The sequence below is a fragment of the Stutzerimonas stutzeri genome, from assembly GCF_000219605.1.
GTDB classification, from domain to species: Bacteria; Pseudomonadota; Gammaproteobacteria; order Pseudomonadales; family Pseudomonadaceae; genus Stutzerimonas; species Stutzerimonas stutzeri.
In genome coordinates, this window is the sequence record NC_015740.1 from 2,995,592 (window position 1) to 3,018,208 (window position 22,617).

General features: G+C 58.1%; 25 protein-coding genes, 1 tRNA gene and 1 pseudogene. 12 read left to right on the forward strand and 15 right to left on the reverse strand.

The window, feature by feature from the left end:
• Positions 1-106: 106 nt before the first annotated feature.
• Both istB and istA read right to left on the reverse strand, forming a co-directional pair.
• Positions 107-910 (reverse strand): IS21-like element ISPst3 family helper ATPase IstB, encoded by an 804-nt coding sequence (gene istB / locus PSTAB_RS13835; RefSeq protein ID WP_011911830.1) that lies wholly within the window; start codon positions 908-910, stop codon positions 107-109.
• A complete protein-coding gene (gene istA / locus PSTAB_RS13840; protein ID WP_148263440.1) occupies positions 903-2,402 on the reverse strand; it encodes an IS21-like element ISPst3 family transposase in 1,500 nt (499 codons plus the stop codon). The genes istB and istA overlap by 8 nt, the downstream gene beginning before the upstream one ends.
• A gap of 45 nt (positions 2,403-2,447) precedes the next feature.
• Between istA and PSTAB_RS13845 the strand changes: the two genes are divergently transcribed.
• Positions 2,448-3,392, forward strand: coding sequence for an integrase domain-containing protein (locus tag PSTAB_RS13845; RefSeq protein WP_068982038.1), 945 nt, complete (start codon positions 2,448-2,450; stop codon positions 3,390-3,392).
• On the forward strand, positions 3,389-3,742 hold the full coding sequence (locus PSTAB_RS13850) for a hypothetical protein (protein ID WP_013983404.1): 354 nt from the start codon (positions 3,389-3,391) through the stop codon (positions 3,740-3,742). The genes PSTAB_RS13845 and PSTAB_RS13850 overlap by 4 nt, the downstream gene beginning before the upstream one ends.
• Before the next feature lie 40 nt (positions 3,743-3,782).
• Here the strand turns inward: PSTAB_RS13850 and umuC are convergent, their stop codons facing one another.
• Both umuC and PSTAB_RS13860 read right to left on the reverse strand, forming a co-directional pair.
• Positions 3,783-5,063 (reverse strand): translesion error-prone DNA polymerase V subunit UmuC, encoded by a 1,281-nt coding sequence (umuC, locus tag PSTAB_RS13855; protein WP_041771793.1) that lies wholly within the window; start codon positions 5,061-5,063, stop codon positions 3,783-3,785.
• Positions 5,050-5,481 carry a LexA family protein gene (locus PSTAB_RS13860; protein WP_011914412.1) on the reverse strand — a complete coding sequence of 144 codons (432 nt, stop codon included), beginning with the start codon at positions 5,479-5,481 and terminating at the stop codon, positions 5,050-5,052. The genes umuC and PSTAB_RS13860 overlap by 14 nt, the downstream gene beginning before the upstream one ends.
• Positions 5,482-5,563: 82 nt before the next feature.
• Here PSTAB_RS13860 and PSTAB_RS13865 point away from each other — a divergent pair, with 82 nt between their 5' ends.
• Positions 5,564-6,313: an SOS response-associated peptidase family protein gene (locus PSTAB_RS13865; RefSeq protein WP_013983407.1), complete on the forward strand. Its 750-nt coding sequence runs from the start codon at positions 5,564-5,566 to the stop codon at positions 6,311-6,313.
• Positions 6,314-6,702: 389 nt separating this feature from the next.
• Positions 6,703-6,858 (forward strand): hypothetical protein, encoded by a 156-nt coding sequence (locus PSTAB_RS21725; RefSeq protein ID WP_158307521.1) that lies wholly within the window; start codon positions 6,703-6,705, stop codon positions 6,856-6,858.
• Between the two features lie 35 nt (positions 6,859-6,893).
• On the opposite strand, the gene PSTAB_RS13870 is transcribed toward PSTAB_RS21725, so the two are convergent.
• Positions 6,894-7,874 carry an IS5-like element ISPst7 family transposase gene (locus PSTAB_RS13870; RefSeq protein WP_013983409.1) on the reverse strand — a complete coding sequence of 327 codons (981 nt, stop codon included), beginning with the start codon at positions 7,872-7,874 and terminating at the stop codon, positions 6,894-6,896.
• Between the two features lie 39 nt (positions 7,875-7,913).
• Here PSTAB_RS13870 and PSTAB_RS21940 point away from each other — a divergent pair, with 39 nt between their 5' ends.
• Positions 7,914-8,111: a DNA-binding protein gene (locus PSTAB_RS21940; RefSeq protein ID WP_148263441.1), complete on the forward strand. Its 198-nt coding sequence runs from the start codon at positions 7,914-7,916 to the stop codon at positions 8,109-8,111.
• A gap of 115 nt (positions 8,112-8,226) precedes the next feature.
• Here the strand turns inward: PSTAB_RS21940 and PSTAB_RS22150 are convergent.
• The 5 genes and pseudogenes from PSTAB_RS22150 to PSTAB_RS13900 form a co-directional block, all read right to left on the reverse strand.
• Positions 8,227-9,038: pseudogene (locus PSTAB_RS22150) on the reverse strand (ISL3 family transposase); the annotation flags it as partial.
• Between the two features lie 128 nt (positions 9,039-9,166).
• A complete protein-coding gene (lspA, locus tag PSTAB_RS13885) occupies positions 9,167-9,688 on the reverse strand; it encodes a signal peptidase II (protein WP_008930575.1) in 522 nt (173 codons plus the stop codon).
• Between the two features lie 53 nt (positions 9,689-9,741).
• A complete protein-coding gene (gene lnt / locus PSTAB_RS13890) occupies positions 9,742-11,181 on the reverse strand; it encodes an apolipoprotein N-acyltransferase (protein ID WP_009686176.1) in 1,440 nt (479 codons plus the stop codon).
• 294 nt (positions 11,182-11,475) lie between these two features.
• The gene (locus PSTAB_RS13895) at positions 11,476-12,234 is read right to left on the reverse strand and encodes a ZIP family metal transporter (RefSeq protein ID WP_013983411.1); all 759 of its coding nucleotides are present in this window, start codon (positions 12,232-12,234) and stop codon (positions 11,476-11,478) included.
• 145 nt (positions 12,235-12,379) lie between these two features.
• On the reverse strand, positions 12,380-13,276 hold the full coding sequence (locus PSTAB_RS13900; protein ID WP_008928737.1) for a cation efflux transmembrane domain-containing protein: 897 nt from the start codon (positions 13,274-13,276) through the stop codon (positions 12,380-12,382).
• 98 nt (positions 13,277-13,374) lie between these two features.
• Between PSTAB_RS13900 and cadR the strand changes: the two genes are divergently transcribed.
• The 3 genes from cadR to PSTAB_RS21345 all read left to right on the forward strand — a co-directional run bounded on the left by cadR (position 13,375) and on the right by PSTAB_RS21345 (position 14,545).
• Positions 13,375-13,809, forward strand: coding sequence for a Cd(II)/Pb(II)-responsive transcriptional regulator (gene cadR / locus PSTAB_RS13905; RefSeq protein WP_008175821.1), 435 nt, complete (start codon positions 13,375-13,377; stop codon positions 13,807-13,809).
• A gap of 223 nt (positions 13,810-14,032) precedes the next feature.
• Positions 14,033-14,245: a hypothetical protein gene (locus tag PSTAB_RS22155; protein WP_148263418.1), complete on the forward strand. Its 213-nt coding sequence runs from the start codon at positions 14,033-14,035 to the stop codon at positions 14,243-14,245.
• A 36-nt stretch (positions 14,246-14,281) separates the two neighbouring features.
• On the forward strand, positions 14,282-14,545 hold the full coding sequence (locus tag PSTAB_RS21345) for a tyrosine-type recombinase/integrase (RefSeq protein WP_257719837.1): 264 nt from the start codon (positions 14,282-14,284) through the stop codon (positions 14,543-14,545).
• 155 nt (positions 14,546-14,700) lie between these two features.
• Here PSTAB_RS21345 and PSTAB_RS13910 read toward each other — a convergent pair.
• Positions 14,701-16,247, reverse strand: a protein-coding gene (locus PSTAB_RS13910; RefSeq protein WP_148263419.1) for an IS3 family transposase whose coding sequence is annotated in 2 segments (ribosomal slippage) — positions 14,701-15,761 and positions 15,761-16,247 — 1,548 coding nt in all. Because the reading frame shifts where the segments join, the coding sequence is not laid out codon by codon here.
• A gap of 854 nt (positions 16,248-17,101) precedes the next feature.
• Here PSTAB_RS13910 and PSTAB_RS13920 point away from each other — a divergent pair.
• On the forward strand, positions 17,102-18,223 hold the full coding sequence (locus PSTAB_RS13920) for an AAA family ATPase (RefSeq protein WP_013983416.1): 1,122 nt from the start codon (positions 17,102-17,104) through the stop codon (positions 18,221-18,223).
• A gap of 321 nt (positions 18,224-18,544) precedes the next feature.
• Here PSTAB_RS13920 and PSTAB_RS13925 read toward each other — a convergent pair whose 3' ends face one another.
• From PSTAB_RS13925 to PSTAB_RS13935, 3 genes are all read right to left on the reverse strand, one after another.
• Positions 18,545-18,775 carry a hypothetical protein gene (locus PSTAB_RS13925; protein WP_013983417.1) on the reverse strand — a complete coding sequence of 77 codons (231 nt, stop codon included), beginning with the start codon at positions 18,773-18,775 and terminating at the stop codon, positions 18,545-18,547.
• 185 nt (positions 18,776-18,960) lie between these two features.
• A complete protein-coding gene (locus tag PSTAB_RS13930) occupies positions 18,961-19,410 on the reverse strand; it encodes a hypothetical protein (protein WP_037005245.1) in 450 nt (149 codons plus the stop codon).
• A 195-nt stretch (positions 19,411-19,605) separates the two neighbouring features.
• Positions 19,606-19,923 carry a hypothetical protein gene (locus PSTAB_RS13935; protein WP_169313167.1) on the reverse strand — a complete coding sequence of 106 codons (318 nt, stop codon included), beginning with the start codon at positions 19,921-19,923 and terminating at the stop codon, positions 19,606-19,608.
• A gap of 268 nt (positions 19,924-20,191) precedes the next feature.
• On the opposite strand from PSTAB_RS13935, the gene PSTAB_RS13940 reads away from it, so the two are divergent.
• From PSTAB_RS13940 to PSTAB_RS13950, 3 genes are all read left to right on the forward strand, one after another.
• The gene (locus tag PSTAB_RS13940; protein ID WP_013983419.1) at positions 20,192-20,584 is read left to right on the forward strand and encodes a hypothetical protein; all 393 of its coding nucleotides are present in this window, start codon (positions 20,192-20,194) and stop codon (positions 20,582-20,584) included.
• 333 nt (positions 20,585-20,917) lie between these two features.
• A complete protein-coding gene (locus PSTAB_RS13945; RefSeq protein WP_020308482.1) occupies positions 20,918-21,130 on the forward strand; it encodes a hypothetical protein in 213 nt (70 codons plus the stop codon).
• Positions 21,127-22,359 (forward strand): Arm DNA-binding domain-containing protein, encoded by a 1,233-nt coding sequence (locus PSTAB_RS13950; protein WP_037005223.1) that lies wholly within the window; start codon positions 21,127-21,129, stop codon positions 22,357-22,359. The genes PSTAB_RS13945 and PSTAB_RS13950 overlap by 4 nt, the downstream gene beginning before the upstream one ends.
• 121 nt (positions 22,360-22,480) lie before the next feature.
• Here PSTAB_RS13950 and PSTAB_RS13955 read toward each other — a convergent pair.
• A tRNA-Ser gene (locus tag PSTAB_RS13955) sits at positions 22,481-22,570 on the reverse strand.
• Between the last annotated feature and the right edge of the window lie 47 nt (positions 22,571-22,617).

The window sequence follows — 22,617 nt, forward strand, 5'->3', positions numbered from 1 at the left end:
AAGTCTACCAGCGCAGCTGCTTTTGAACCCACTCCCTCGCTGTCCCAGTTCAGCTGTTGAAGACCTGCCACATGCAGCCATGCAGCAGGCCGTCGTCGCCATGAAATCAGAACGGCTCATCGTCCTCCGGTTCCTGGCCGCCCTTACGCTTTCGCTCCCGTGATTTGATCTTGGCCTGGGCCGCCAAGCTACTGTGTTGCAGGCGATAGGACTCGTTACCGGTTTCGACGATGTGGCAGTGGTGGGTCAGCCGATCCAGCAGGGCGGTGGTCATCTTGGCGTCGCCGAACACGCTCGACCATTCGGCGAAGCTCAGGTTGGTGGTGATCACCACGCTGGTGTGTTCGTACAGCTTGGACAGCAGGTGAAACAGCAACGCACCGCCAGCCTGGCTGAACGGCAGATAACCCAGTTCGTCGAGGATGACCAGATCCATGCGCAGCAGTGCCTGGGCGATCCGCCCGGCTTTGCCGTCGTGTTTTTCGCGCTCCAGCAGATTGACCAGATCGACCGTGGAGTAGAAGCGCACGCGCTTACCGTGCCGGGTGATGCCGGACACGGCCAGCGCGGTGGCTAGGTGGGTTTTACCGGTGCCTGGCCCACCGATCAGCACCACGTTCTGCGCGGTGTCGGTAAAGGCCAGGCTGGCCAGCTCGCTGATCAGGCGTGCGTCGGCGCTAGAGGCGTTGAAATCGAAGCTGGCCAGATCGCGGTGCATCGGCAGCTTGGCCATGTTCATCTGGTGGCTCACCGAGCGCATGGCGCGATCTGTGTGCTCTTGTTCCAGCAGGTGTTCGAGCAGCCACTTGGACGAGGCTGTGTTCGACTCACCCTGTGCAGTTAACTCCGCCCAGGCCGTGGCCATGCCGTGCAGGCGCAGCTCCTTGAGTTCCGCCATCAAATCACGCATGACCGACCTCCTCGGCCTGGCCACGCAGGCGGTCGTAGCGCGCCGTGTTAGCGACGGGGGCTTCCTTGAGCGACAAGTGGGTTTCGACGCTGGGTGGTGGTTCGGTCGCGGCCAGGCGCGCCACGACATTGAGGATGTGTTCGGCGCTCAGGCTGCCGCTTTCCAGTACCAGCTCAACAGCCACCAGCACCGCATCGAGCCCGGCGACTGGTACGGCAGCCAGAACTTGCGCCATGATCCGGTCACCGCCGGCATGACGCCCCAGACCGTGCTTAAGCTGACGCAGCGGCGCCGGCAGATCAGCAAAGGGCGCGCCGTTGCGCAGCGCACCGGGCTTGCGTTCGATCAGCGGGAGGTAGTGCTGCCAGTCATAGCTGACCTGGTCGCGATCCAGCAAGCGGACATGGCTGGCGATCAGCGCGTCGTCAGCCACCACCTCGATTCGCGTCGGATACAAACGGCTGCTGACCCACTTACCCGCGTACTCACACGGCACCGAGTAGCGGTTGCGCCCGACGCTGACCAGGCAGGTGCTGGAGACCCGCGCAGGCCGCTCGACGTAACCGTCGAATGGCGCTGGCACAGGCATCAGTTCAGCGTGCTCCAACTCCAGCACTTCGGCCACACTCAGACCGCTGTATTGAGGGTGCGTCAGCTCGTTCCAAAGCGCGCGGCAGCGCTGGCCCAGCCAGGCATTGAGTTCCTCGAAGGAGTGAAACTGGCAGTCCTGGGCGTCTAGCCAGATACGCCTGCGGCTGTCTTGCACGTTCTTTTCAACGATGCCCTTTTCCCAACCAGCGGCGACGTTGCAGAAGTCCGGATCAAGCAGGTAATGCGCGCACATCACCGCAAAGCGTGCATTCACCGCCCGGCCTTTGCCCTTATTGACCTTGTCGACGGCGGTCTTCATGTTGTCGTAGATGCCCCGGCGCGGCACGCCGCCCAAGGCGCCGAACGAGCGTGTATGGGCGTCAAATAACATCTCATGGCCCTGGCTCGGATACGCCACAAGCCAGAACGCACGGCTGGCACACAGCTTCAGATGTGCCACCTGCATACGCCGGTAAATGCCGCCGACCAGCAAGCCTTCCTCGCTCCAGTCAAACTGAAACGCCTCGCCAAGAGCAAAGGTCAGTGGCACAAAGGCCTGCGACGCCTTGTCCTGTCCCCCTCGCCAGGCACGGATAAACGCGGTGAGCTGGCTGTAGCCACCGTCATAACCTTCGGCTTTGATTTGCGCCAACAGCGCCTTGGCACTGCGCCGCTGTTGCTTGGGCCGCAGCGAATCGGCCTTTAGCGCCTGCTCCAGCGTGGTGTGAAAAGGGCTGAGTTTGTTGAAGATCGCGCGGCGTTGGTAGACCGGCGGCTTGGCCTCAGGTGCTCTGACCCACTTGCGAATCGTGTTGCGCGCCAACCCGGTGCGCTTGGCTATCTCATGCAGCGACAGCTTGTCGCGGAAATACATCCGGCGGATTTTGCCCATCATTTCCATACTGATCACCCTGTGTTCTCCTGCTCAAAAATTGAGCAGAAGCAGTTGAACACCTGGGTCAGTTTTCAGTCGGCAGAACAGCCTCTACTGGGTCAGTTTTCGGTCAGCGGCAACAACCATCAAACCAGGCATGCACACCATGTTCGTTTTTGCCGCTTCGTCGCTTTTCTGCGTACCGACTTTCAAATCGTGGATGCCAGGCATATTCAACAGCCTCACCTCGAAAGCTATGCGGAAATACTGTACGGCCTTGCTTCCACTGGCCAGATGAAATTGAGCTACGCACAGAACCTGCTCTCCTCCGTGAATACAGTGATGCACGGATTTCGCAGGGATCACGCAGTCTGGATCGCTCCGGCAGAAGCTGTGGGCCTCCGCAGTCAGGTAAGAACCGTTATGCCTGGTGGAAACTGGAGCCAAGTGGAAGAAGTTGTAGAGAAGTTGAAATCCGGGGGCAACGAGCGTGCAGCTGCAGTCGTTCTGCTAGCCCGAGCGTTTGGCATGCGGTATCGCGAGGCGGTCCTGGGCGACCTAAACCGTATGAAGCGCGAAGCGAACTCGGGCAATGTGGCAATCCTAGAAGGGACAAAAGGCGGGCGACGATGCGCCTCCCGACGCATTCCGATCGGCGATCGCCAACTACATGCTCTCTATTTCGCGCTCAAAGTGCGACCGGACGGATCGGCCAATTTGCTGGCGGAAGACGAGACCTTCAAGGGCTTCTTGGATACCGTGGCAAAAACGGCACGCCCTGTGCTGAAGGCATGCGGTATTCGTTGCTTTCACGATCTCCGGGCAGCTCGAATGATTGAGGTATACGAATCGATTTCTGGCCAACCAGCGCCCGTACGCGGGCTAAGTCTTGACGCTGGGCGAGACACAGAAGCGAGAGCCCAGGTCGCACTCCAGTCAGGACACGGCGAGCACCGAACCAGTGTCGCTTATATCGGCAGGAAGCCGTACAGAAGAGCTGTGGAGTCGTCATCGTGATCAGCCATATTCTGGCCAGGATTCGCTGGAACGGCCTGTCACCGCTCCATCAGCGGCGTCACTCGACCAGAATCAAAGTGATGCTCAACGCCATGGCGGAGCGTTTCCCGCATCTCAAACATCCCGAACAGGTAAAACTGAAGCATCTCTGCTGGCTACACGACATGTGGCTCATCAAACAAGGCTTTGCGGATGCCACTCGGTCGGACTACAAGCGAAGCATGGCCCTACTGGTAGCTGCGCTAGGCGGTAGCCTTCACTGGCAAAGCGCGCTGAACATGACAAAGGATTCGAGGAAAGGTGGTCGCCCGGAGACTTGTAAGGCGATCAAAACCAAGCGACGCAGTTAACAGGCCGTGTGTAAACCTAGCCGTCTGACGTGAGGCTCGCCTAGTCGCACCGCACCACCCACAACTGATCCAGCCTGGTAGTGAAACTCTGGCTCATCATCTCCCGTCGCATGCCCCAGTCTGGCGCGGTGGTTACCCGGCCGGGCCGGAGGGTGTTGCGGCCCCACTTGGCGTTTATTGCATCGAGCACGCCCATAACGCGCTCCGACGCGGCGGGCTGGGTTTGGGCGAATAGATCGTCGGTGTACTCGCCGCGCTGGCAGAGGTCCATCAGCAGGACCTCTGCCTTGCTGAACGAAAAGCCATCGCGATAGATGTGTTCCAACCCAGCGATCGCCGCCCGGATGATGTAGCGGGTGTCGTTGGTGGGATACGGCAGCTCACACACGACGCCTTTCGCGAACTTGGGCTCGTCGGGATTAAACATGCCGGTACGGATGCTGATTCGGACGCGCTTGCACATGGACTGCTGTGCCCTCAGCTTCTCGCTGGCCCGAGCGGCATATGCCGCCACTGCGTCCTTGATTGGCTCAAGCTCGCGCAGGCGCTTGCCGAACATCCGCGAGCAGCAGATCTCCTGTTTGGGTGACGCGACCTCCTCCAGATCGAGGCACGGCGTCCCGCGCAGTTCGCGTGCGGTTTTCTCGATGACCACGCTGAATTTTTTGCGCAGGGTCCAGGCATCCGCGCTAGCTAGATCCCAAGCAGTACGTATGCCCAACCTGTTCAGGTGCTCGGTCATCCGGCGACCGACACCCCATACATCGCCGACGTCAGTCACGCGCAGCACCTTGTCGCGCCGCACCGGGTCGAGAAGGTCCACTACCCCACCCGTCTGCTTCTGCCAGCGCTTCGCTGAATGGTTCGCCAACTTGGCGAGCGTCTTGGTCCCCCCAATGCCCACCCCGACCGGGATACCTGTGCTGCGCAGTACCTCAGCGCGGATCCGCCTGCCGAGCACTTCGACGTCTGGCACACCGGTAAGGTCGGCAAACGACTCGTCGATTGAGTACACCTCAACCGCAGGCACCAGGCTCTCGATGACCGTCATGACGCGCTCGCTCATGTCGCCGTACAGCGCGTAATTGCTGGAAAACACCACAACGCCCCAACGCTCCAGGTCGCGCCGGATCTGAAAATACGGCACGCCCATTTTGATACCGAGCTGCTTTGCCTCGGCCGAGCGCGCGATCACGCAGCCGTCATTGTTCGAAAGCACGACGATAGGCGTACGGCGCAAGTCTGGTCGAAAGACACGCTCGCAGCTGGCGTAGAACGAGTTGCAATCAATGAGGGCGATGGCCCGCTCAGTACTTGCCATGGATTCGGATGCTGTATGACACCACGCCCCATACGTAGAGTTCTTCGCTTTCGAGGAGGTACCGCGGCGGGAACTTCGGATTAGCCGAGCGCAGAATGACCTGGCTGCCGGCTCGGTCGAAAATCTTGACCAGAGGCTCGTTATTCAGCGCTGCGATGATCACCTCCCCTTTTTCTGCCTCCCGTCCCCGGTCGATGATCAGAATGTCTCGGTCGAAAATGCCGACCTGGATCATGCTCTCCCCGTCTGCGCGCGCCAGGTAGGTATGCGGAGCTCGGATGTTCATCAGCTCGTCGAGCGAGATGCTCCCCTCCATGTGGTCCTGCGCTGGGCTCGGGAATCCGGCGGGCACGCAGAAACTGAAAAACGGCAGTGCAATTGTGGCGGGAGCAGCAGGTCCCAACATATGGACGGGCATGGCACAGACCTCATAACTGTATGCATATACAGTATTCTGAAGCTAGAGTCCGGTCAATTGAACCAGATGTGCGGGGGCACCCATGTGTGGACGTTTCGCTCAGTACCGAATCGCCTATGAGTACCTGGACAAGATCGCGATGCAGCTGCCCTTGCCATTGCCATTGCCATTGCCATTGCCATTGCCATTGCGTGGCAGCGTGAATCCTGAGCCAATCGGACGCTACAACGTGTGTCCGCAATCACTGGTTCAGCTCCTGCACCAGGACGATGATGGCCTGCGCATGGAGCCGGTCAAGTGGGGTTACGCTCCATTGTGGGCACAGGGGAAGAGACCACCAGCGATAAATGCCAGAGTGGAAACGGCCGCGACTAGCAGATTCTTTCGCGATATCTGGCAAACAGGCCGTGCAATAGTGCCCGCTGATGGTTGGTACGAGTGGAAGAAGGACGCGGAGAATCCGAAGATCAAACAGCCCTACTACATCACGCTCCGTAGCGGCGAGCCGATGTTTTTCGCTGCGCTCGGGCGGTTTCAGCGAGGCGGCTCGCTGGAACCGCGAGACGGCGACGGCTTTGTTGTCATTACGTCATCCAGCGCTGCCGGCATGCTCGATATTCACGATCGGCGTCCACTGGTTCTAACGCCGGAGTACGCGGCTCACTGGATGTCCTCGGATTTACCGCCGCGCGAGGCTGAAGAGCTCGCACTAAAGCATGGTTTGTGCGTGGAGGAGTTCGAGTGGCGTCCGGTGGGAAAGGACGTCGGGAACGTGCGAAATGAGGGGCCCGAACTTATCGATCGGCCAACATTAGATGATAGTAGTGATTAACCGGCTACTCATACGAGAGTCAGCTATTAGGACGCAGGGTCTATTGGAGCGCTGGGGCTATTCAATTGCTGCCAGCAGACAGATCACCCTTTCCAAACCTCAGCAGCCAGTGGTAACTCATTCAGCTTCTGCACGCATCAGGCGTTTTTATTTTGAAAACTAGAGAAATACAGTCACTTACAAAACAGCTGACTTACTGCCCCAAAGCGCATTATACAGCGACCAGGCTAGAGGGCATGAATTCCCAGTCCTATTCAGACAGCAAATCATCATAAAACATCGGATCTCCACGCTCATTCTTCCAAATCCAATTTTCCCTCAATTAGACAACTTCCAGCAGCCAATGCCGGTGATATAAATATCTCGTCAGCCTAACTAACGAGGTAAATATGAACACTTACAAACATCAGTCCTGGGTTGTGCCGGGCCTCTGGGGATGGTCTGAAGTAGCCCTGTATTTCTGGCTGACTTCAGCCTCCGCCGATTTTGAAAGCGGTCAACCGATCAAAAACGATCAGATCGCCCGCTTATTTCTGTGTTTTTAGCCGCCGCGAGCACCTCGCAGCAGCCATTTTCCACATTACAGGCGCACCTCTCCTGCATTCGTCAGTAAATGTCGTCGAGCCATCCACAGATTCGACAGCGCGAAGAGTGTCACCAGTTGCGCGGTGTTCTTTGCCAGGCCACGGAAGCGCGTCTTCACATAGCCAAATTGGCGCTTGATCACCCGGAACGGGTGTTCGACCTTGGCCCGCACCTGGGCTTTGGCCTTCTCGATCTTGCGCCTGGCTTTGTAAAGCGGGCTGCTCTTGCCCAGTTTCTTGTAAGTGCTGCGCCGTGCCGCCACCTGCCAGATCACCTCACGACCATCATGTTCGGCACGCTTCTCGACACCGGTATAACCGGCATCAGCGCAGACCACGTTTTCCTCGCCATGCAACAACTTGTCGACTTGGGTAACGTCCGCCACGTTGGCGGCAGTGCCTACTACGCTGTGCACCAAACCCGACTCGTCATCCACGCCGATGTGCGCCTTCATGCCGAAGTAGTACTGGTTACCCTTCTTGGTCTGGTGCATTTCCGGGTCGCGTTTGCCGTCTTTATTCTTGGTCGAACTCGGCGCATTGATCAGCGTGGCATCGACGATGGTGCCTTGGCGCAGCGACAAACCTCGGTCGCCCAGGTAGCCATTGATCACGGCCAGGATGCCGGCAGCCAGTTCGTGTTTCTCCAGCAGGCGACGGAAGTTCAGGATGGTGGTTTCGTCGGGGATACGCTCCAGGTTCAGCCCAGCGAACTGGCGCAGGATAGTGGTCTCGTACAGCGCCTCTTCCATCGCCGGATCGCTGTAGCCAAACCAGTTCTGCAGCAGATGCACCCGCAGCATCGCCATCAGCGGATAGGCCGGACGGCCGCCTTCACCCTTGGGGTAGTGCGGTTCGATCAGGGCTATCAGCCCCTTCCAGGGCACCACCCGATCCATCTCGATCAGGAACAGCTCTTTGCGGGTCTGCTTGCGCTTGCCGGCGTACTCGGCATCGGCGAAGGTCATCTGCTTCATCGGAAAACTCGGTGAGTGGAGTCCGGGGATCTTGCCAAAATCAGGAAGTCTTCTTCAGAGTTTCCCTGGTTCCGTCAGAACCTGTTGGAGTCAACTTTTGACATTAGCAAGGAAGCAGCCCGAAAGTATCGGTCCAACGGCCTCTGGCTGGAGGGGAAGCACTGGCGAACCGATCCGGCCAACCGAATCGTTTATAACCGTGTGGAGATCGAAAACTGGCTGGGCGGCCACTCTTGAAGCCGCTCCCGACTGACGCGAAGCTGCCGCCCGGAGTAGAGCTCAACGGGAAGCGGCTTCGCATATCGGGTATCCGGATTAAGTGGTTGATGGGCCTTCCAGCCCCATCCAACCCTTAGTCCTTCCAGAAGGTTGATAGATCGACACCGAAGTTCTTCTCAGGCTCGGGGAGTCCCATGTTGTAGGTCATGGTGGCTCTGCCCAGAAACGGGGATTCCTTGACTTGTGGCGCCTTCTTCTTGTGCTTGGTGGTATAGAGCATCCGGGCTCGCATTACCTCGAACGAATAGCCCCGGCCATCACGGTTTTTGTCCTTGGCTAGGCGGTTTATCGACTACGTGAAAGCGTTGGTGATCGGGATGTCGGTCTCAAAGTAGGTCAGCATCTCTTCACGCCAGCCACTGACGGCGCTGACGAGATCCTTCCAAACCTCCTTCTGCCCCTGGAGGGATGTTGTCAATCCAGGTGGCGAGAGCCTGTTCGGCACCACGCCGATTGGTACAGTCCCAGATATGGTAGAAGCGCTCCTTGTGCTCGTAAGCCGCCAAGAGCTGGGGGGAATGCTCCTGTCCAGGTCTCCATGATGAGCCGTTCGCGGTCTGAAACGTCGTGAGCGCGCTTCAGCAGGATTTTCCGGTCACCTTTGAGGGTCCGGCGCTGATTGGGCTTCAACTCCTTCCTTAGGCCTTTGCGGATCTTCTCTAAGGCCTCGTTGGCCATGCGCACGACGTGGAACTTATCGACCACGATACGGGCCTGTGGCAGCACCGTCTGGAAGGCGCGGCGGTAGGGCTTCCACATGTCCATGCTGACGATCTCGACCTGGTGGCGGTTGGCCATGCTCATGAGGCGTCTTGTCACCCTCTCTTGCTGACGACCGGGTAGCAGGTCCAGCAGGGTGAGCTCTTCCAGATTGGTTAGGATGCAGCAGAGCCCTTGGCAGCAGTCGTGCATCAGGAACGTACAGCTGGCTCATGAAGGCGTGCCGCCTTATCAAGGCCCAGGACGCGCCTATTCCGGAAGTCAAGCATGCGATAGCGAAGACGCTAGGCGATTCAGCGGCGGCGGCTGCCTGGTTGATGTCGTATTTCCGCCCAAATAAAGAGGGCGACACCGAGGAAGATCCATACGTCCGCTAGGTTGAACGATGGCCAGTGCCACTGGGCATAGTGAAAATCGAGAAAATCCTCTACGTAGCCTAACCGCAAGCGATCTGCGACATTGCCCAACGCGCCGCCGAGGATCGCACTGAGGGCGAGCCGATAACTCAGTACGCGTGGTGAACGCCAAAGCCAGTACACCAGTAATATCGAGATAACCAGGGCCAGTCCGATGAAAAGCGGCTGCTGCCAACCGCCGACATCCGCGAGAAAGCTGAAGGCCGCCCCCGTATTGTGGCGGTGGACCCAATTGAAGAAGGGTGCGGCAGGCACGCTTTCACCATGCGCTAGCATGGTGCTGGCAAGGTACTTGCTCGCCTGATCGACAAACAGTAACAGGAGCGAGAGCCACAGCCAGCGCATCGCCTTTCCCGGCTCGTGGGCTTTCTCTGCGAGCCGACTGCCATAAGTAGACATATCCCCTTCCTCCTGACCCAATCTAGAATTTGCTCGCTGCTAAATAACAAGCGTCATGTACCCAACCGATGATGCCGACGAATTCGACGGAGCAGGAGCAGGCCGAGTCCGAGTGCGGTCAGGCCAAGAACAGGCCAATCCCGCCAGCGCACATAAGGGGGCGCGCCAGTTCGCGGTGTCACTTCGGCGCTGAGGGTGGCCACTTCGAACTGCGGAGCACGCTTGAGCACTTTGCCCTCATGATTGATGGCTGCTGTGATACCGGTGTTCGTGGCTCGAAGAAGGTCACGTCCGGTTTCGATGGCACGCATGCGTGCCATCTGGAAATGCTGGAGGGGGCCGAGCGAGCTGCCGAACCAGGCATCGTTGCTGACATTCACCAGTAACTGCGCTTCGGGCAGAAGCTCAGTGACTTCGGCACCAAAGACCGCCTCGTAGCAGATGAGTGCCCCTACGGGCACCCCTGCTGCATTCAGGACGTGCGCTTCCCGTCCCGGTGTGAAGTCGGACATGGGCGCCCCGAGCACGTCGAGGGCCGACCCCAAAAGATCCCGAAACGGAACATATTCACCGAAGGGCACCAGGTGGCGTTTGTAGTAGAAGCCTGAGGGATCGGAGAGGCTTACCACGGCGTTGTAGGTACGGCCCTCCGCCTCGCGTACCGGGACGCCAATCATTAACGATGTGCCTGCCTGATCGGCTAACGCCTCAAGCTCAGCAAGATATGCTTTGGCCTGGTCATGCCACATCGGGATTGCCGCTTCTGGCCAGATCACGATATCGGCTCCGAGATGCTGCGCGGTAAGCGCCTGATAGCGCTCAAGTGTGATGTCCCGGTATCTCGGGTCCCATTTCTTGTCTTGCGCGATGTTTCCTTGCAAGAGGACGACATCGATCGGGTCAGCGGCTGGCTGCGTCCATTCACGATCCAGCAGTTGCAAGCCGGCGAGGGTAGCGACTAACACGGCACCGACTACCGCAGCACGGCGCAGGCTTGGCCCCTGGACAACCCAGGCAAGCCCGCCAGCGAGAAGTGCCACCAGTAAACTCACGCCAAGCACGCCAAAGACGGGAGCGATAGTGGCAAGTGTGGTGTCGGTCTGGCTGTAGCCAATGAAGAGCCAGGGAAAGCCGGTCAAGAACCAGGTTCGCATCCATTCACTCAGCACCCATGCCGCAGGTAGCCCTAGCCAGAGTGCCATTGCATCCATCTCAGGGCGCAGGCAGCGCACGAGGTACGCGACGCCCCATGGAAAGAGGGCGAGCAGCGAGACAAAGGCCGCCGTGACTAACACCGCCACCACGGGGCCATTGCCGTACTGGCTAATGCTGATAAAGACCCAGGAGACACCCACGCCGAAGTAGCCAAGGCCAAAGAGGTAGGCCGACCACAGCGCCTGACGCCTTGAAGACTGCGCGGTCAGGACAAAAAATGTTGCCAGAGCGATCACCGCAAGCCATGCCCAGCCCACAGGGGCAAAGGCAAGCGGCATGGCGCCTCCAGCAAGTAGAGCCATCCCCCCTGTCAGAAGCGGCTTATAGCGCACGCCCGTGTATAGGCTAGAGGGTAGCGCGCACTTATCACCCAATGCTCTCTCGCCTCCGAATCCAGGATCAACCCTGTGGCTCATGCTTTCTTGCTCCGCTTAATCAAGCTGCGTCAATTCATTCGGCCGGCTGGCCAGGGTGGCAAAGTGAATGTTTCTGGACTCGACTAGGTGCGCCGTAAGCTGGGAGCTGCTTCGTATTCGGCCAGCACGACAGTGGCTGTGTTGGGGAGCAGTACGTTAGCTTTGCGATACCACCCCTTCCAAGCCCGCTGATACCAGAACGAACAGGACGAAGCCGCCTATGAAAGCCAGCGGTGAGATGTGCGTATCGTCACCGCTCTCGTGAGCCTCGGAGATCATATCTTCGATGGCAGCGACCGTGAGAAGGCCTGCCGTGAACGTCAGTGCCGCTAGCTTAAATGCCTCCGGCTGGTTCCTGAGTACGAAGTAAGCAAAGACGGCTGCCGAGAGCACAGGAATCGCGAAGGAAGCAGAGAGCAGTATCCGCTTGCTACGAGGGATTCCTTTATCTTTCATGGTGGCGATCGTCGCAAAGCCCTCAGGAACATCGGCGAGAACCTGACCCGCCGCCAGGATTATCGCGACCGACGGTGAGACCGCCGACCCCGCCCCGATCAGGAGGCCATCGCTGAACAGGTCGATGGATACGGCGATATAGATCATCCAGACACTCGTCTGACCGCCTTCTCCCTGCTGGCCTTGTCGCTTCTGGAGACTCTCAACGAGCTTCTCGATACCTACGTAAGCAATGCCGCCCAGCGCGAAAGCGAGGGCGATTACCCAGGCTGAGAGGTTCTCTAGCACGCGCGGCATGATTTCAACCGCCACCACCGCAATGACGAGGCCGGCAGCGCCGTGAAGGGCGTAATTGAGACGGCGCCCGGTAGTTCGGGAGGCCTCCGCAGCGAGCCCACCACTAAAATTGCCTAAGGCGGGCAACAGCGCCAGGCCGAGTACCAGCCAGATACTATCCATCATCTTCCTTCCTTGGTTGATTCCTAGATACGCTACCTTGCTGGCTCCGAGCCTTCGCGCTATATGCTGTCGTTCAGGCCTAGCGCGCTTGTACAGCCACTTCGATCAAGTGTCCCAGGCATCGATAGCTGCGTACCGTGCAGCCTCACCCCTTGAGCGCCAGGATGCGCCGAGCGCCGTTGAGGACGATCAGGCCCACGATGGTACCGATAATCAGGTCAGGGTAGCTGGACCCCGTCCAGGCGACCAAGGCACCGGCGGCGATGACGCCCATGTTGATCACCACATCATTGGCCGAGAATATCCAGCTTGCCTTCATATGCGCGCCGCCTTCGCGGTGCTTGGATATCAACAGCAGGCAACCGGTATTGGCGATCAACGCGACGAAGGCGATCGCCATCATCATCAGCGATTCAGGCTCACTACCGAAAACAAAGCGTCGCACCACCTCGACGAGTACGCCGATAGCCAAAATCAGTTGCAGTACCCCTGCCAGATGCGCGGCACGTACCTGCATTTTCGCACTGCGCCCTACGGCATAGAGAGCCAGGCCATAGACGGCTGCATCGGCAAACATATCCAGGGAATCAGCGATCAGGCCGGTAGACTGGGCGATCAGGCCAGCAGTCATTTCCACCACGAACATGATCGCATTGATACCGAGCAACACGCGCAGAGTGCCTGACTCCTGCGTAGCAGAGACTGCCGAGCTCTCAGCGGCCTTGATCGTCTCTGGGTCGGCAATGACGGTTTCCTGAAGAGAGGCGCCTAGCCCCAAGGTCGCCAGTTTCGCGGTAATGGGCTCAGCCTCGCCGTCATGCACGACCTCCAATCGGCGGTTCGACAAGTCGAAGGACAGCGTTCGAATCTCATCAAAGCCGTTCAGCGCCAAGCGGATCATCCGTTCTTCTGAGGGACAATCCATCTTCGGCACAGCATACACGCTGACCCATTCCCCTGACGCTTCGGAGGAGACCGGCATATCGGTATCCGCTGCAGGCGTTGCATCGCAGCTACATGGGCCACCACAGGCTTTACTCACGATACGGCTCCAGTTAACCAACATAGATTGCTAGTATTAAAAACTATATAGCTACTATAAGGTCAATGGGAAAGATGATCCGTTGAGGAGTAAGCCTGATGCGCATTGGTCAGTTAGCCCAGATAGCGGGTATCGACACGCAGACGATCCGCTTCTATGAGCAGCAGGGCCTGTTGCCGCCGCCAGAACGGCAGGAGAATGGTTACCGTGTCTATACCGAGAAGCATGGCGAGTGGCTTGCCTTTATCCGCCGCTGCCGAATTCTGGACCTGTCACTGACAGAGATTCGCGAGCTACAGAGCTATCAGGACGACCCTCGCCAGCCTTGTACCGCCGTCAACGCCATGCTCGATGACCACATCTCTCATGTGCGGTCGCAGATAACTGCTCTGCAAGCGCTTGAGCAACAACTCGTTTCACTGAGGGCGAGTTGCAACGAGGGTCGGGAGATCAATGCCTGCGGCATCCTGACGGGGATCAGCGAGGAGAGCAAACAACAGCTGTATAGGGCTAGCTCAGGCCGTAAGGACTGAGCAGAGACATGCCGGACCTTGCAGTGACATTGTGAATGCATGGTGTGTTGATCGCGAAGCCTCACTGCGTATCTCGGCATGCGAACCTGGGCGTTGCTGCAAACTTGCAGGGGCCGTGAAGAAGAGTCGTCATCAACCAGGTAATCCGCTGAGCTGATGGTTGGTTCCGTCATCATGATATGAGCCAATCAACCAAAAAATCCGGATACCCCGCATATCATTCATGTACCGCGGCCAGCGCTGCCGGGAGCCGGTGCCTGGCATCGCCAAAATCAACAAGGCTAGCGTTGCCTACGCTGACACGGTACTGGATGCCTTCTTGGCGCGCTGCACCTCTAGCCAGCGGCCAAGACCCTCTTTGACGGTCCGATTGATGGGGCCGCCGATACCTGAAAAAGCGGCCGCCCGAGGCGATTCGGGAAAATGTGTGGCGTAGTCGAATCGCCCCTCTTTAATCTCTGCCAGGATCGTACTGCCGTGGAACGGTAAAACAGTGAGCACCTGGTTCACTTCGCATCTAAAGAAAGCCGGCGTCCGCCATCGTGGCGCGAACCAGTGCCGGCATACGTTCGCCAGTCAGGCGCTATCCAACTATGTTCCGGCGGAATGGGTCGCGCGGCAGCTTGGCCACACAGACACATCGATGGTCCGCAAGCACTACGGTCGCTGGATTCCCGCTGATACCAAAAGCATGGCCGGCATTGTTTCGCAGATGATGGGATTCAGAACGGACTAGACCGGAATTGAGCGGCTTAGAAATCCATGCTTTTGTCCTAAAACTGTCCTAAACGAGACGCCAGATACAAGAAAGCCCCGCTGCACGCTTCGTGCCGCGGGGCTTTCAGGTCTTTCAATAACGGCGATTTTCAAGGTAGTTATCGCGTGAGCGTGTCACGCTGCATTTGATGTTTGCTGCAGTACCGCTTCCCGTTCCGGATTCAGGCACACGATTGGTGCCAGCACCCAGTTCCTGATGTTGCCGCTCCAGCGCTCCGGGTGCCGTGCACGCGCCGCCTCGTACAGCTCGATACGCTTGCGCAGCAACTCTTCCGCCTGGCCGGTATGTCGCTGCGCCGGGGTCACGAACTTCAGGGCGCTGTGGCGATGTTCATGGTTGTACCAGGCCACGAAGCGGTTCACCCAGTTCCTGGCCTGCTCCAGCGTGTCGAAGGGCCGCTCCGGCCACAGCGGGCAGTACTTCGCCGTGCGGAACAGGGCCTCGGCATAGGCGTTGTCATTGCTCACCCGCGGGCGACTGAACGAGGGCATCACCCCCAGGTTCTGCATGGCCGCCAGCATGGTCGAACCCTTCATCGCGCTGCCGTTGTCCGAGTGCAGTACCAGCGGCTGGCCTGCCCGCTGTTCACGTAGGCAGGCCTGGCGTAGCAGCTGGGCGGCCTGCTCGGCGCTTTCACTTTCATGCACCTCGTTGGCCACCAGCTTGCGGCTGTAGACGTCCTTGATCATGTACCAGTAGAAGTAACGGCCCTTGACCGTGGTCGGCAGCCAGGTGATGTCCCAGCACCACAGCTGGTTCGGGCCGTCGGCCACATGGGTCGTCAGCGCTCGTTTCACCGGTGGGCGGCTACGGCCGCGCGGATGCTGCTGTTCGGCGTCCTTCAGCACCCGGTAGAAGGTCGACTCCGAGGCCAGCCAGGTGCCCTGATCGGCCAGCCGCGCCACGATCTGCTGCGGCGGCAGGCTGGCAAACTCGGGCTGGTTGGCGACCTCCAGCACGCGGCGGCGCTCTTGCGGACTCAGCTTGTTGGCCGGCTCAGCTCGTTGTGCCGAAGGACGCCGATCCTCCGGGCAGTGCTGCCAGCGCTGCAGGCTGCGCAGCGACAGACCCAGTTCGGCGCAGGCCTGCGCCCGCCGCGCTCCCGCCGCCACGGCGTCCTCGATCAACTGCAGCGTTTCACGGCGATCCGGGGCGCTGATCATTCGTCCTCGTCCTTCCCCCAGAGCGCCTCGGCTTTTTTTCGCAACACCAGCAGAGCCGCGGTTTCTGCCAGCGCCGCATCCTTGCGCCGCAGTTCACGCTCCAGCTGCTTGATGCGCTTCTTCGCGGCCTTTTCCTCTTCGCGTTCGCGCCGGGTCTTGCTCGGCTGAGCCAGGCTGTTGGCCTGCTCGCAGGCTTCGCGCCAGGCGTTGATCTGCTCGACATACAGGCCTTTGCGCCGGCAGTACTCCGCCAGCTCAGCCGCATTGAGGCTGGCGCTTTCCAGCACCACCCGAAACTTGTCCTGGCTCGACCACTGGTCGGCCTGCTGTCCGTCTCCCGGCACCACTGCTCCCGCTGCTCTGGCCTGTTTGCGCCAAGCATACAGGGTGGCATCAGTAATGCCTGTCGCTTCCACCAGCTCCGGCACCGTCCGGTTCAAGGGGGGCATCATCTGCCGTACCACCCACTCCCGGTGCTCTATCGAATAACGCGCCACACGACTCTCACTTCCGCCCACCGACCAAGACTCATCGAATCAACTCACTCGACAACTATCCTGACGCGGCGGGATAGTGGCGGAGAGATAGGGACTCTGACCCTGCCAGGTAGCTGATTGAGCGTCGAACTCTGACATCAGCAGGCCAAACATGATTGCCCTGGCCGGGGTGCTTTTCAAGGAGTTCGGGGCCGATGCTTCGTCCAGACATAGCCACAAGGATTCACCCTGCTGATGTTCCATGCCTCGGATGATCGGAGCGTCCGACAGCGCACTCCTAAGGCCTGACAATTCGTCGGACGCAGCACCTAGCGGGAAAAGCGATCCCGGCCAGGTAAGGAATACAACCGCCAGCCGCGGCATCAGCGATACGCCCTTTGCCCGGGAGGCAGGGTGTGATTCGTCCATCCTGGCCGGGGATGCTTGGCTTTGAACCCCCAACGCTGTATGCCGTTTTTGCCTGACCTATTGGCTTGTTGTTGCGCCAAGAGTCGGCTCAACGAGAAGTGTCCGAACAACTCAAATTACTAAGCGATGAAATTCGTCGGACGCTCGCGCGGGTTGTCCCCCGACGATCCTAGCCAGGCACGAAATTGCCCGTGCAACCAGGCGACTACGGATTGGACGCCACCTCTCTCTGATTCAACTGGCCGGGGCGCTTCCGGTATTCAAAAACCGCGACTTGGTCAGCGTCGACGCAAACCTGCTGAAGAGCAGGGTGCAACCTGCCCGCGATATCACAATGCGCGCGAATCGAGTTCACGCAAATTGGGCGTTTTCGCCAGTTAGCCGAAACGCAACGCAAGGCCGGATCATTAAGGTAGCTCCCGACCAATCAACATCAGGAGCCCCCTATGGCCGACATCACCAAGCGCCCTGGCGCACCCGCAACAATGTCACGTTTCGCCGACGAGGTTGAGCCCGCCAATGCCGCGGTAGTCGAAGCGCAGCGGCCGGTACGGTCTCGCGCCGCACACTCGTTCAAGTTCCTGGCCGCGAATCAGCTCCCAGTAAAACCCATCGCTTGGCTCGTGAAAGATTACCTCGAATCCGACACCCTGGCCGTCTTGTATGGACCGCCATCGGCCGGTAAGTCCTTTCTCGCCCTGGACATCTCTTGCTGCATTGCAGCCGGCCTGTCATTCCATGGTCATGATGTGAAGCCAGGTGCCGTTTTCTACATCGTCGGCGAAGGCCACGGCGGAGTGGCCCGCCGAATCCACGCCTGGGCAGCACACAACAGGTCCGCGGTTCCTGGCTCGCTATTCATCTCCGAAACCCCAGCTGACTTTTTCGATTGTGATAGCGCGGCACGCGTTGCAAGCGCTGTGGACAGCATCGCGATCGCTACGGGAGTTCAGCCCACACTGATCGTGATTGACACCATGGCGAGGAATTTCTTGGGAGAGGAAAACAGTGCCACCGACATCAATCACTTCGTACGCAACCTCGACGACATGCGCCGGCGCTGGCAGGCAACGGTGCTGATCGTCCATCACTCCGGTAAAGACCACGAGCGTGGTGCGCGAGGTTCTATTGCCTTGAAGTGCGGAGTGGACGCCGAGTACGAAGTGACCTGCAGCGCCAAGGACGGCATGGTCCGTCTCACACCAGGAAAAATGAAAGACGCGGTAAAGCCGACTCCGCTGGCGTTCGAACTGGAAAGCGTTCTGGTGAAAGACGCTTTCGGCCACCCGGTCCAATCGGCTGTCCTCAGATCGGTGGCATACACAGCGACGAGCAATCCACTCCAGCCGCAGGGAAAAAATCAGCAGCGCGCACTACAGGTCCTAAAGGACATGTATTCCGAAGCCAGTGAAAAAGGAGAAGCGCCAGATATCACGCTCGATGACTGGAAAAAGCGACTTGCCGAACACGGGGTGACCCGAAACCGGGCGAAAGAAGCCTGCGATAGCCTTGCGAGACGTGGGATCGTCAGCGTAGATGAATCGCACGTGGCGCTCTGCACTGAGTAGCATCAGCGGATATCTGGAGGGTCTTGCCAGCCCGCTAGTTTCGCTTGCTTGGCTATCGACCAGCAAGCCTAGGTCAGGCCCTGGCAGCAACCAGCATGTCCGCTCCCGCATCCTTCTTCAACAGCTCGTACAAACCGTTAGGAATACGTCCCGCGTGGACTCGTCGGGGAGCAACTTGGGCGCCATACCGGTGTGGCTGCTCATCTGCGATGGCTTAAATCGCCCTCATCCACCAGGTCGGCCTTCATGGTTCTATACCATTGTTCTGGACCTGAGCCATCACCACGTTGTCGGCGCCGCACCTGCTTGAGGCGTTGGTGTTCATCGGATGTCCTTGTTCCATAGCTGGTCCATGGGAACAGCAAAAGCACTGGGTATGTCTTCAAGCCGCAGGGTGTTGGTGCCGGTGTAAAGCAAAATGCCGCCCTGCCAGCTGGGCCCGGCCTGCTCAGCCAAGCGCGCCAGGCCGCGGCCGTCCTTGCTCTGCACGGAAGCGACCTTTTTCACTTCCACGCCCCACAAGCGGTCGTCCTGCTCGATGACAAGCGGCACATCCGGACGACCTCATTTCCGATCTGATGGAGCTGCATGTCGATGCCGTACTGAAGCGCCTTTCGGAATTTCGCGGCTCTCAATTACAGCGATTGCCGTAACACAATCATTTCGAAGATAAAGAATGTAGCTCACTAGCACGTGCGACGAGCTACTCGGGACTCTGACTACGCTTATCGCTCCGTTCAATCAAAATCGACGGAGGAAGAGGTTTCTCCGAAATTAGGCGCTTCATGATCAAAATACAGGCGGTCGCCAAGCGCATCCATGCCATACGGGTTGCCCATAACATCGAAGCAGCCATCCATCATCGGCATTCCGTTGACCGGGTTGATCAGACTGCCTTCTATGAATTCGGCACAGCCAGCCGAAGAGCTGGATAAGAAATTGCTAGCCTGAGTCAGCGTGTGTGGCTCGGCACAGGCAGCGTAATCGTCAAACGGGAAGCTCGTTTCCATTCCCTCCCCTATGAGGGAATCCGGAGATTGGTAGCACGCGCGTTCATGACAAATACCGAGTCCGTCGTGCACGACGACAGCCTTTCCTCGGATGGGATAAATCACGGTTGTGTACGCTGATCTATCTGGTCGAACGATGGCGGCGAACAGGCTGGCAAACTGGCTAAACAGGCTCACGGCTGTCTCCTTGGTCACGTTTACCAACAGCATCCCCACCTGCTGAAGCGAAGCAAAAGCTCAGCAGGCGGAGCATGTTGTCAGGTGACTCTTCACCTCTGTTTCTAGAATTACCGATTGGCCATTGCCAAGAGCCAAAATCGGAGGCTGACCCGGCTAGCGAGGCGACTAACCTGCCAGCGTCTTCGCGGGCATTCAGCCCCCCCTAAACCATTGCATTCCTGAACTACGGCAGCCCTTGACTGTGAGCTGTCGGCTCTTCTTGTCTCCATCGTAGCTTTCTAGTTGCATGCGAATAAAATCGCTTTCGCTACCACCACTGCGGCGAACAAGCACCGTCACTTCGACTTCGTAGAATCCATCCTGCAATTCTGCGACCGTGACGATATCCTCGACATGCTGGTATATGCTTTCCATATTTTTACCCTCGACTGAAAGACAGAGTTGTGCACCCCTTGCCGGAGGCGGACCGAAGCCCTTGAACAATGATGCACTGCCGGTGTTATTGGACACCGCCGGCCGATCCAGCCGCATTGACTGGCGACTTCAGTTGCAATCTGCTTTGAAATTACCTGACAATCCAACGTCAGCAAGACCTGATCGGCAATCATTTAAAAGAATTTTTACTGTCGGAATCCGACAGGGAATTACATAAGCCGACCATAACAAGCCCAACACCACCTCCAATTCCGTCTAATCACGTTTTTTCGTAACTTAAAAGAAACATTAGCCCCGAATCTTATGGAAAATAGCTCCTACAACCAACAAAACGGAGCTCTATATGGAAACCCCCAAGCCGATTTCCTTACATGTTGAGGCACCGCTAAACCAGTTGAGTGAGGTGACGACTAGCTATTCCCAGCAGGTGGTAGATGAGTACATGAACAATCCTGCTGCGCCCATCCAGAAATACCGCCCGCAGACCATTGGCTATGAGGGCACTTATATTCCTGTCTGGTACAGGTGCGACGCCCCAAGCCGTCATTGGAGTGTGATCGGCTCCAACTTGAACAACCGTGTTCGCAGCAACTCTTTCCGCGCGACTGATCCTGCAGAGCGGGAAATCGTAATTGCTACCGAGGAACGCTTGGCATTGATCAGGGAGATTTTCTTCTACCTGCTTTCGCTGAAAGAAGCATTCAAACGTCTCAGCGATATGGAAGAGAAGTCTTGAAAGAGCACTAGATCGAAAGATGCAGGAATGCACGCTACTGCTTTAGAAGCCGCGCTCTACGCCTGATGCATTGTATCAGGCGTTTTTAATCATGAAAGACCAAAAAATACGCAGCCAACTATAAAAACAGCTAACCGAGGACTTACCCAAACTGAGCCATGCAACAACCAGCCTAGCGATCTGAATTCCCAGTCCTCTTCAGACGGCCAAGCACCATAAAGCTTCGAATCAAAGCATTTCACTCTCAAATTCTAGTTTTCCCTCAATTAGACGACTTTCAGCGTCCAGCGCTAGTGATATAAATACTTCGTCAGCTTAACTCACGAGGTAAATATGAACACTCTCGAACATGAAATCTGGATTGCGCCAGGTCTCTGGTTCCGCCAGAACTTGCTTGAACCCGTTTTTGGCATTAGCACGGAGGCTGCCCGGAAATACCGGTCCAGCGGCCTTTGGCTGGAGGGCAAGCACTGGCGAACCGACCCGGCCAATCGGATCGTTTATAGTCGCACCGCAATTGAAGACTGGCTAGGCGGCGAGTTGTGACACTCAACTCCGCCGCTGGAAAGCTGCCTGCCGGAGTAGAACTAAACGGAAAGCGGCTGCGCATTTCGTTCATGTACCGCGGTCAGCGCTGCCGGGAGCCTCTGCCTAGCATCGTGAAGATCAACAAAGCCAGCATTGCATACGCCGACAACAAGCGGCGCACGATCTTGGCAGAGATCAAAGAGGGTCGCTTCGACTATGCGGCACACTTTCCCGAATCGCCTCGGGCGGCCGCTTTTTCAGGTATCGGCGGCCCCAGCATCAATCGGACGGTGAAAGAAGGCCTTGACCGCTGGCTTGAGGTGCAGCGTGCCAAGAAGGCAACCAGCACCGTGGTTAACTACGTCAGCAAGGCGCGTCACGTCGAAGCTAAGATCGGGAAGCGACGCATCAATGATGTTAGCAAGTCCGACTTGGAGCTGTTTCAGGCGCACCTACTCAAAGGAGGCTTGTCACCGAAGACGGTGAACGACATCTTCACGGTAGTACGCGGCGTATGGGCCGATGCATTCAGCGACGGGATCATTAAGACCAATCCACTGGACCGGATCACGAATATCGACACCGATGCAGACGTCGAGCATGCCGATCCGTTCACGCGGGAAGAGATCGAGCTCATCGCCAAGGCAGATCCTGACCGTCGGCCAGATGTGCGAATGATCCTGTTCAACTGCTGGGCCGGCCTATCCCTGTCAGAAATCATCGCGCTAGCGGTCGAGGATGTTGATCTCGATGCAGGCGTAGTGCGGGTGCGCCGCGCGTTGGTGGCCGGAGAATACAAGGTGCCGAAGGAGCGTTCGCGGGTACGGACGGTAGAGCTGATCGACCCGGCCATCGAACAGTTGCGCAGAGCTGTGGCCGACGCAGAGAAAGATCCGCCGATGCTGATCACTGTCACTCAGCGCGACAACGTGACCAAGCGGAAAGAGTCGATCCGTCTCCTGTTCCGAAGCTCGGCCAGCGGTCTGCCGTGGAGTGGTAAAACAGTGAGCACATGGTTCACATCGCACCTGAAGAAAGCCGGCGTCCGACACCGCGGTGCCAACCAGTGCCGGCATACCTTCGCCAGCCAGGCGCTATCGAGCTACGTTCCGGCGGAATGGGTCGCGCGCCAGCTTGGCCACACCGACACAACAATGGTCCGCAAGCACTACGGTCGCTGGATTCCCTCGGACACCAAAAGCATGGCCGGCATCGTGTCGCAGCTGATGGGGTTCAGAACGGACTAGACCGGCATTGAGCGGCTTAGAACGCCATGCTTTTGTCCTAAAACTGTCCTAAATGAGACACCAGAAACAAGAAAGCCCCGTTGCATGCTTAGTGCGACGGGGCTTTCAGGTTTTATATTAGTGGCGGAGAGATAGGGATTTGAACCCTAGGTACCCGCGAAGGTACAACGGATTTCGAATCCGTCCCGTTCGGCCACTCCGGCATCTCTCCAGCGGCGCGCATCATAGCAGCTGGATCGGCTTTTTCGAACCCCAACT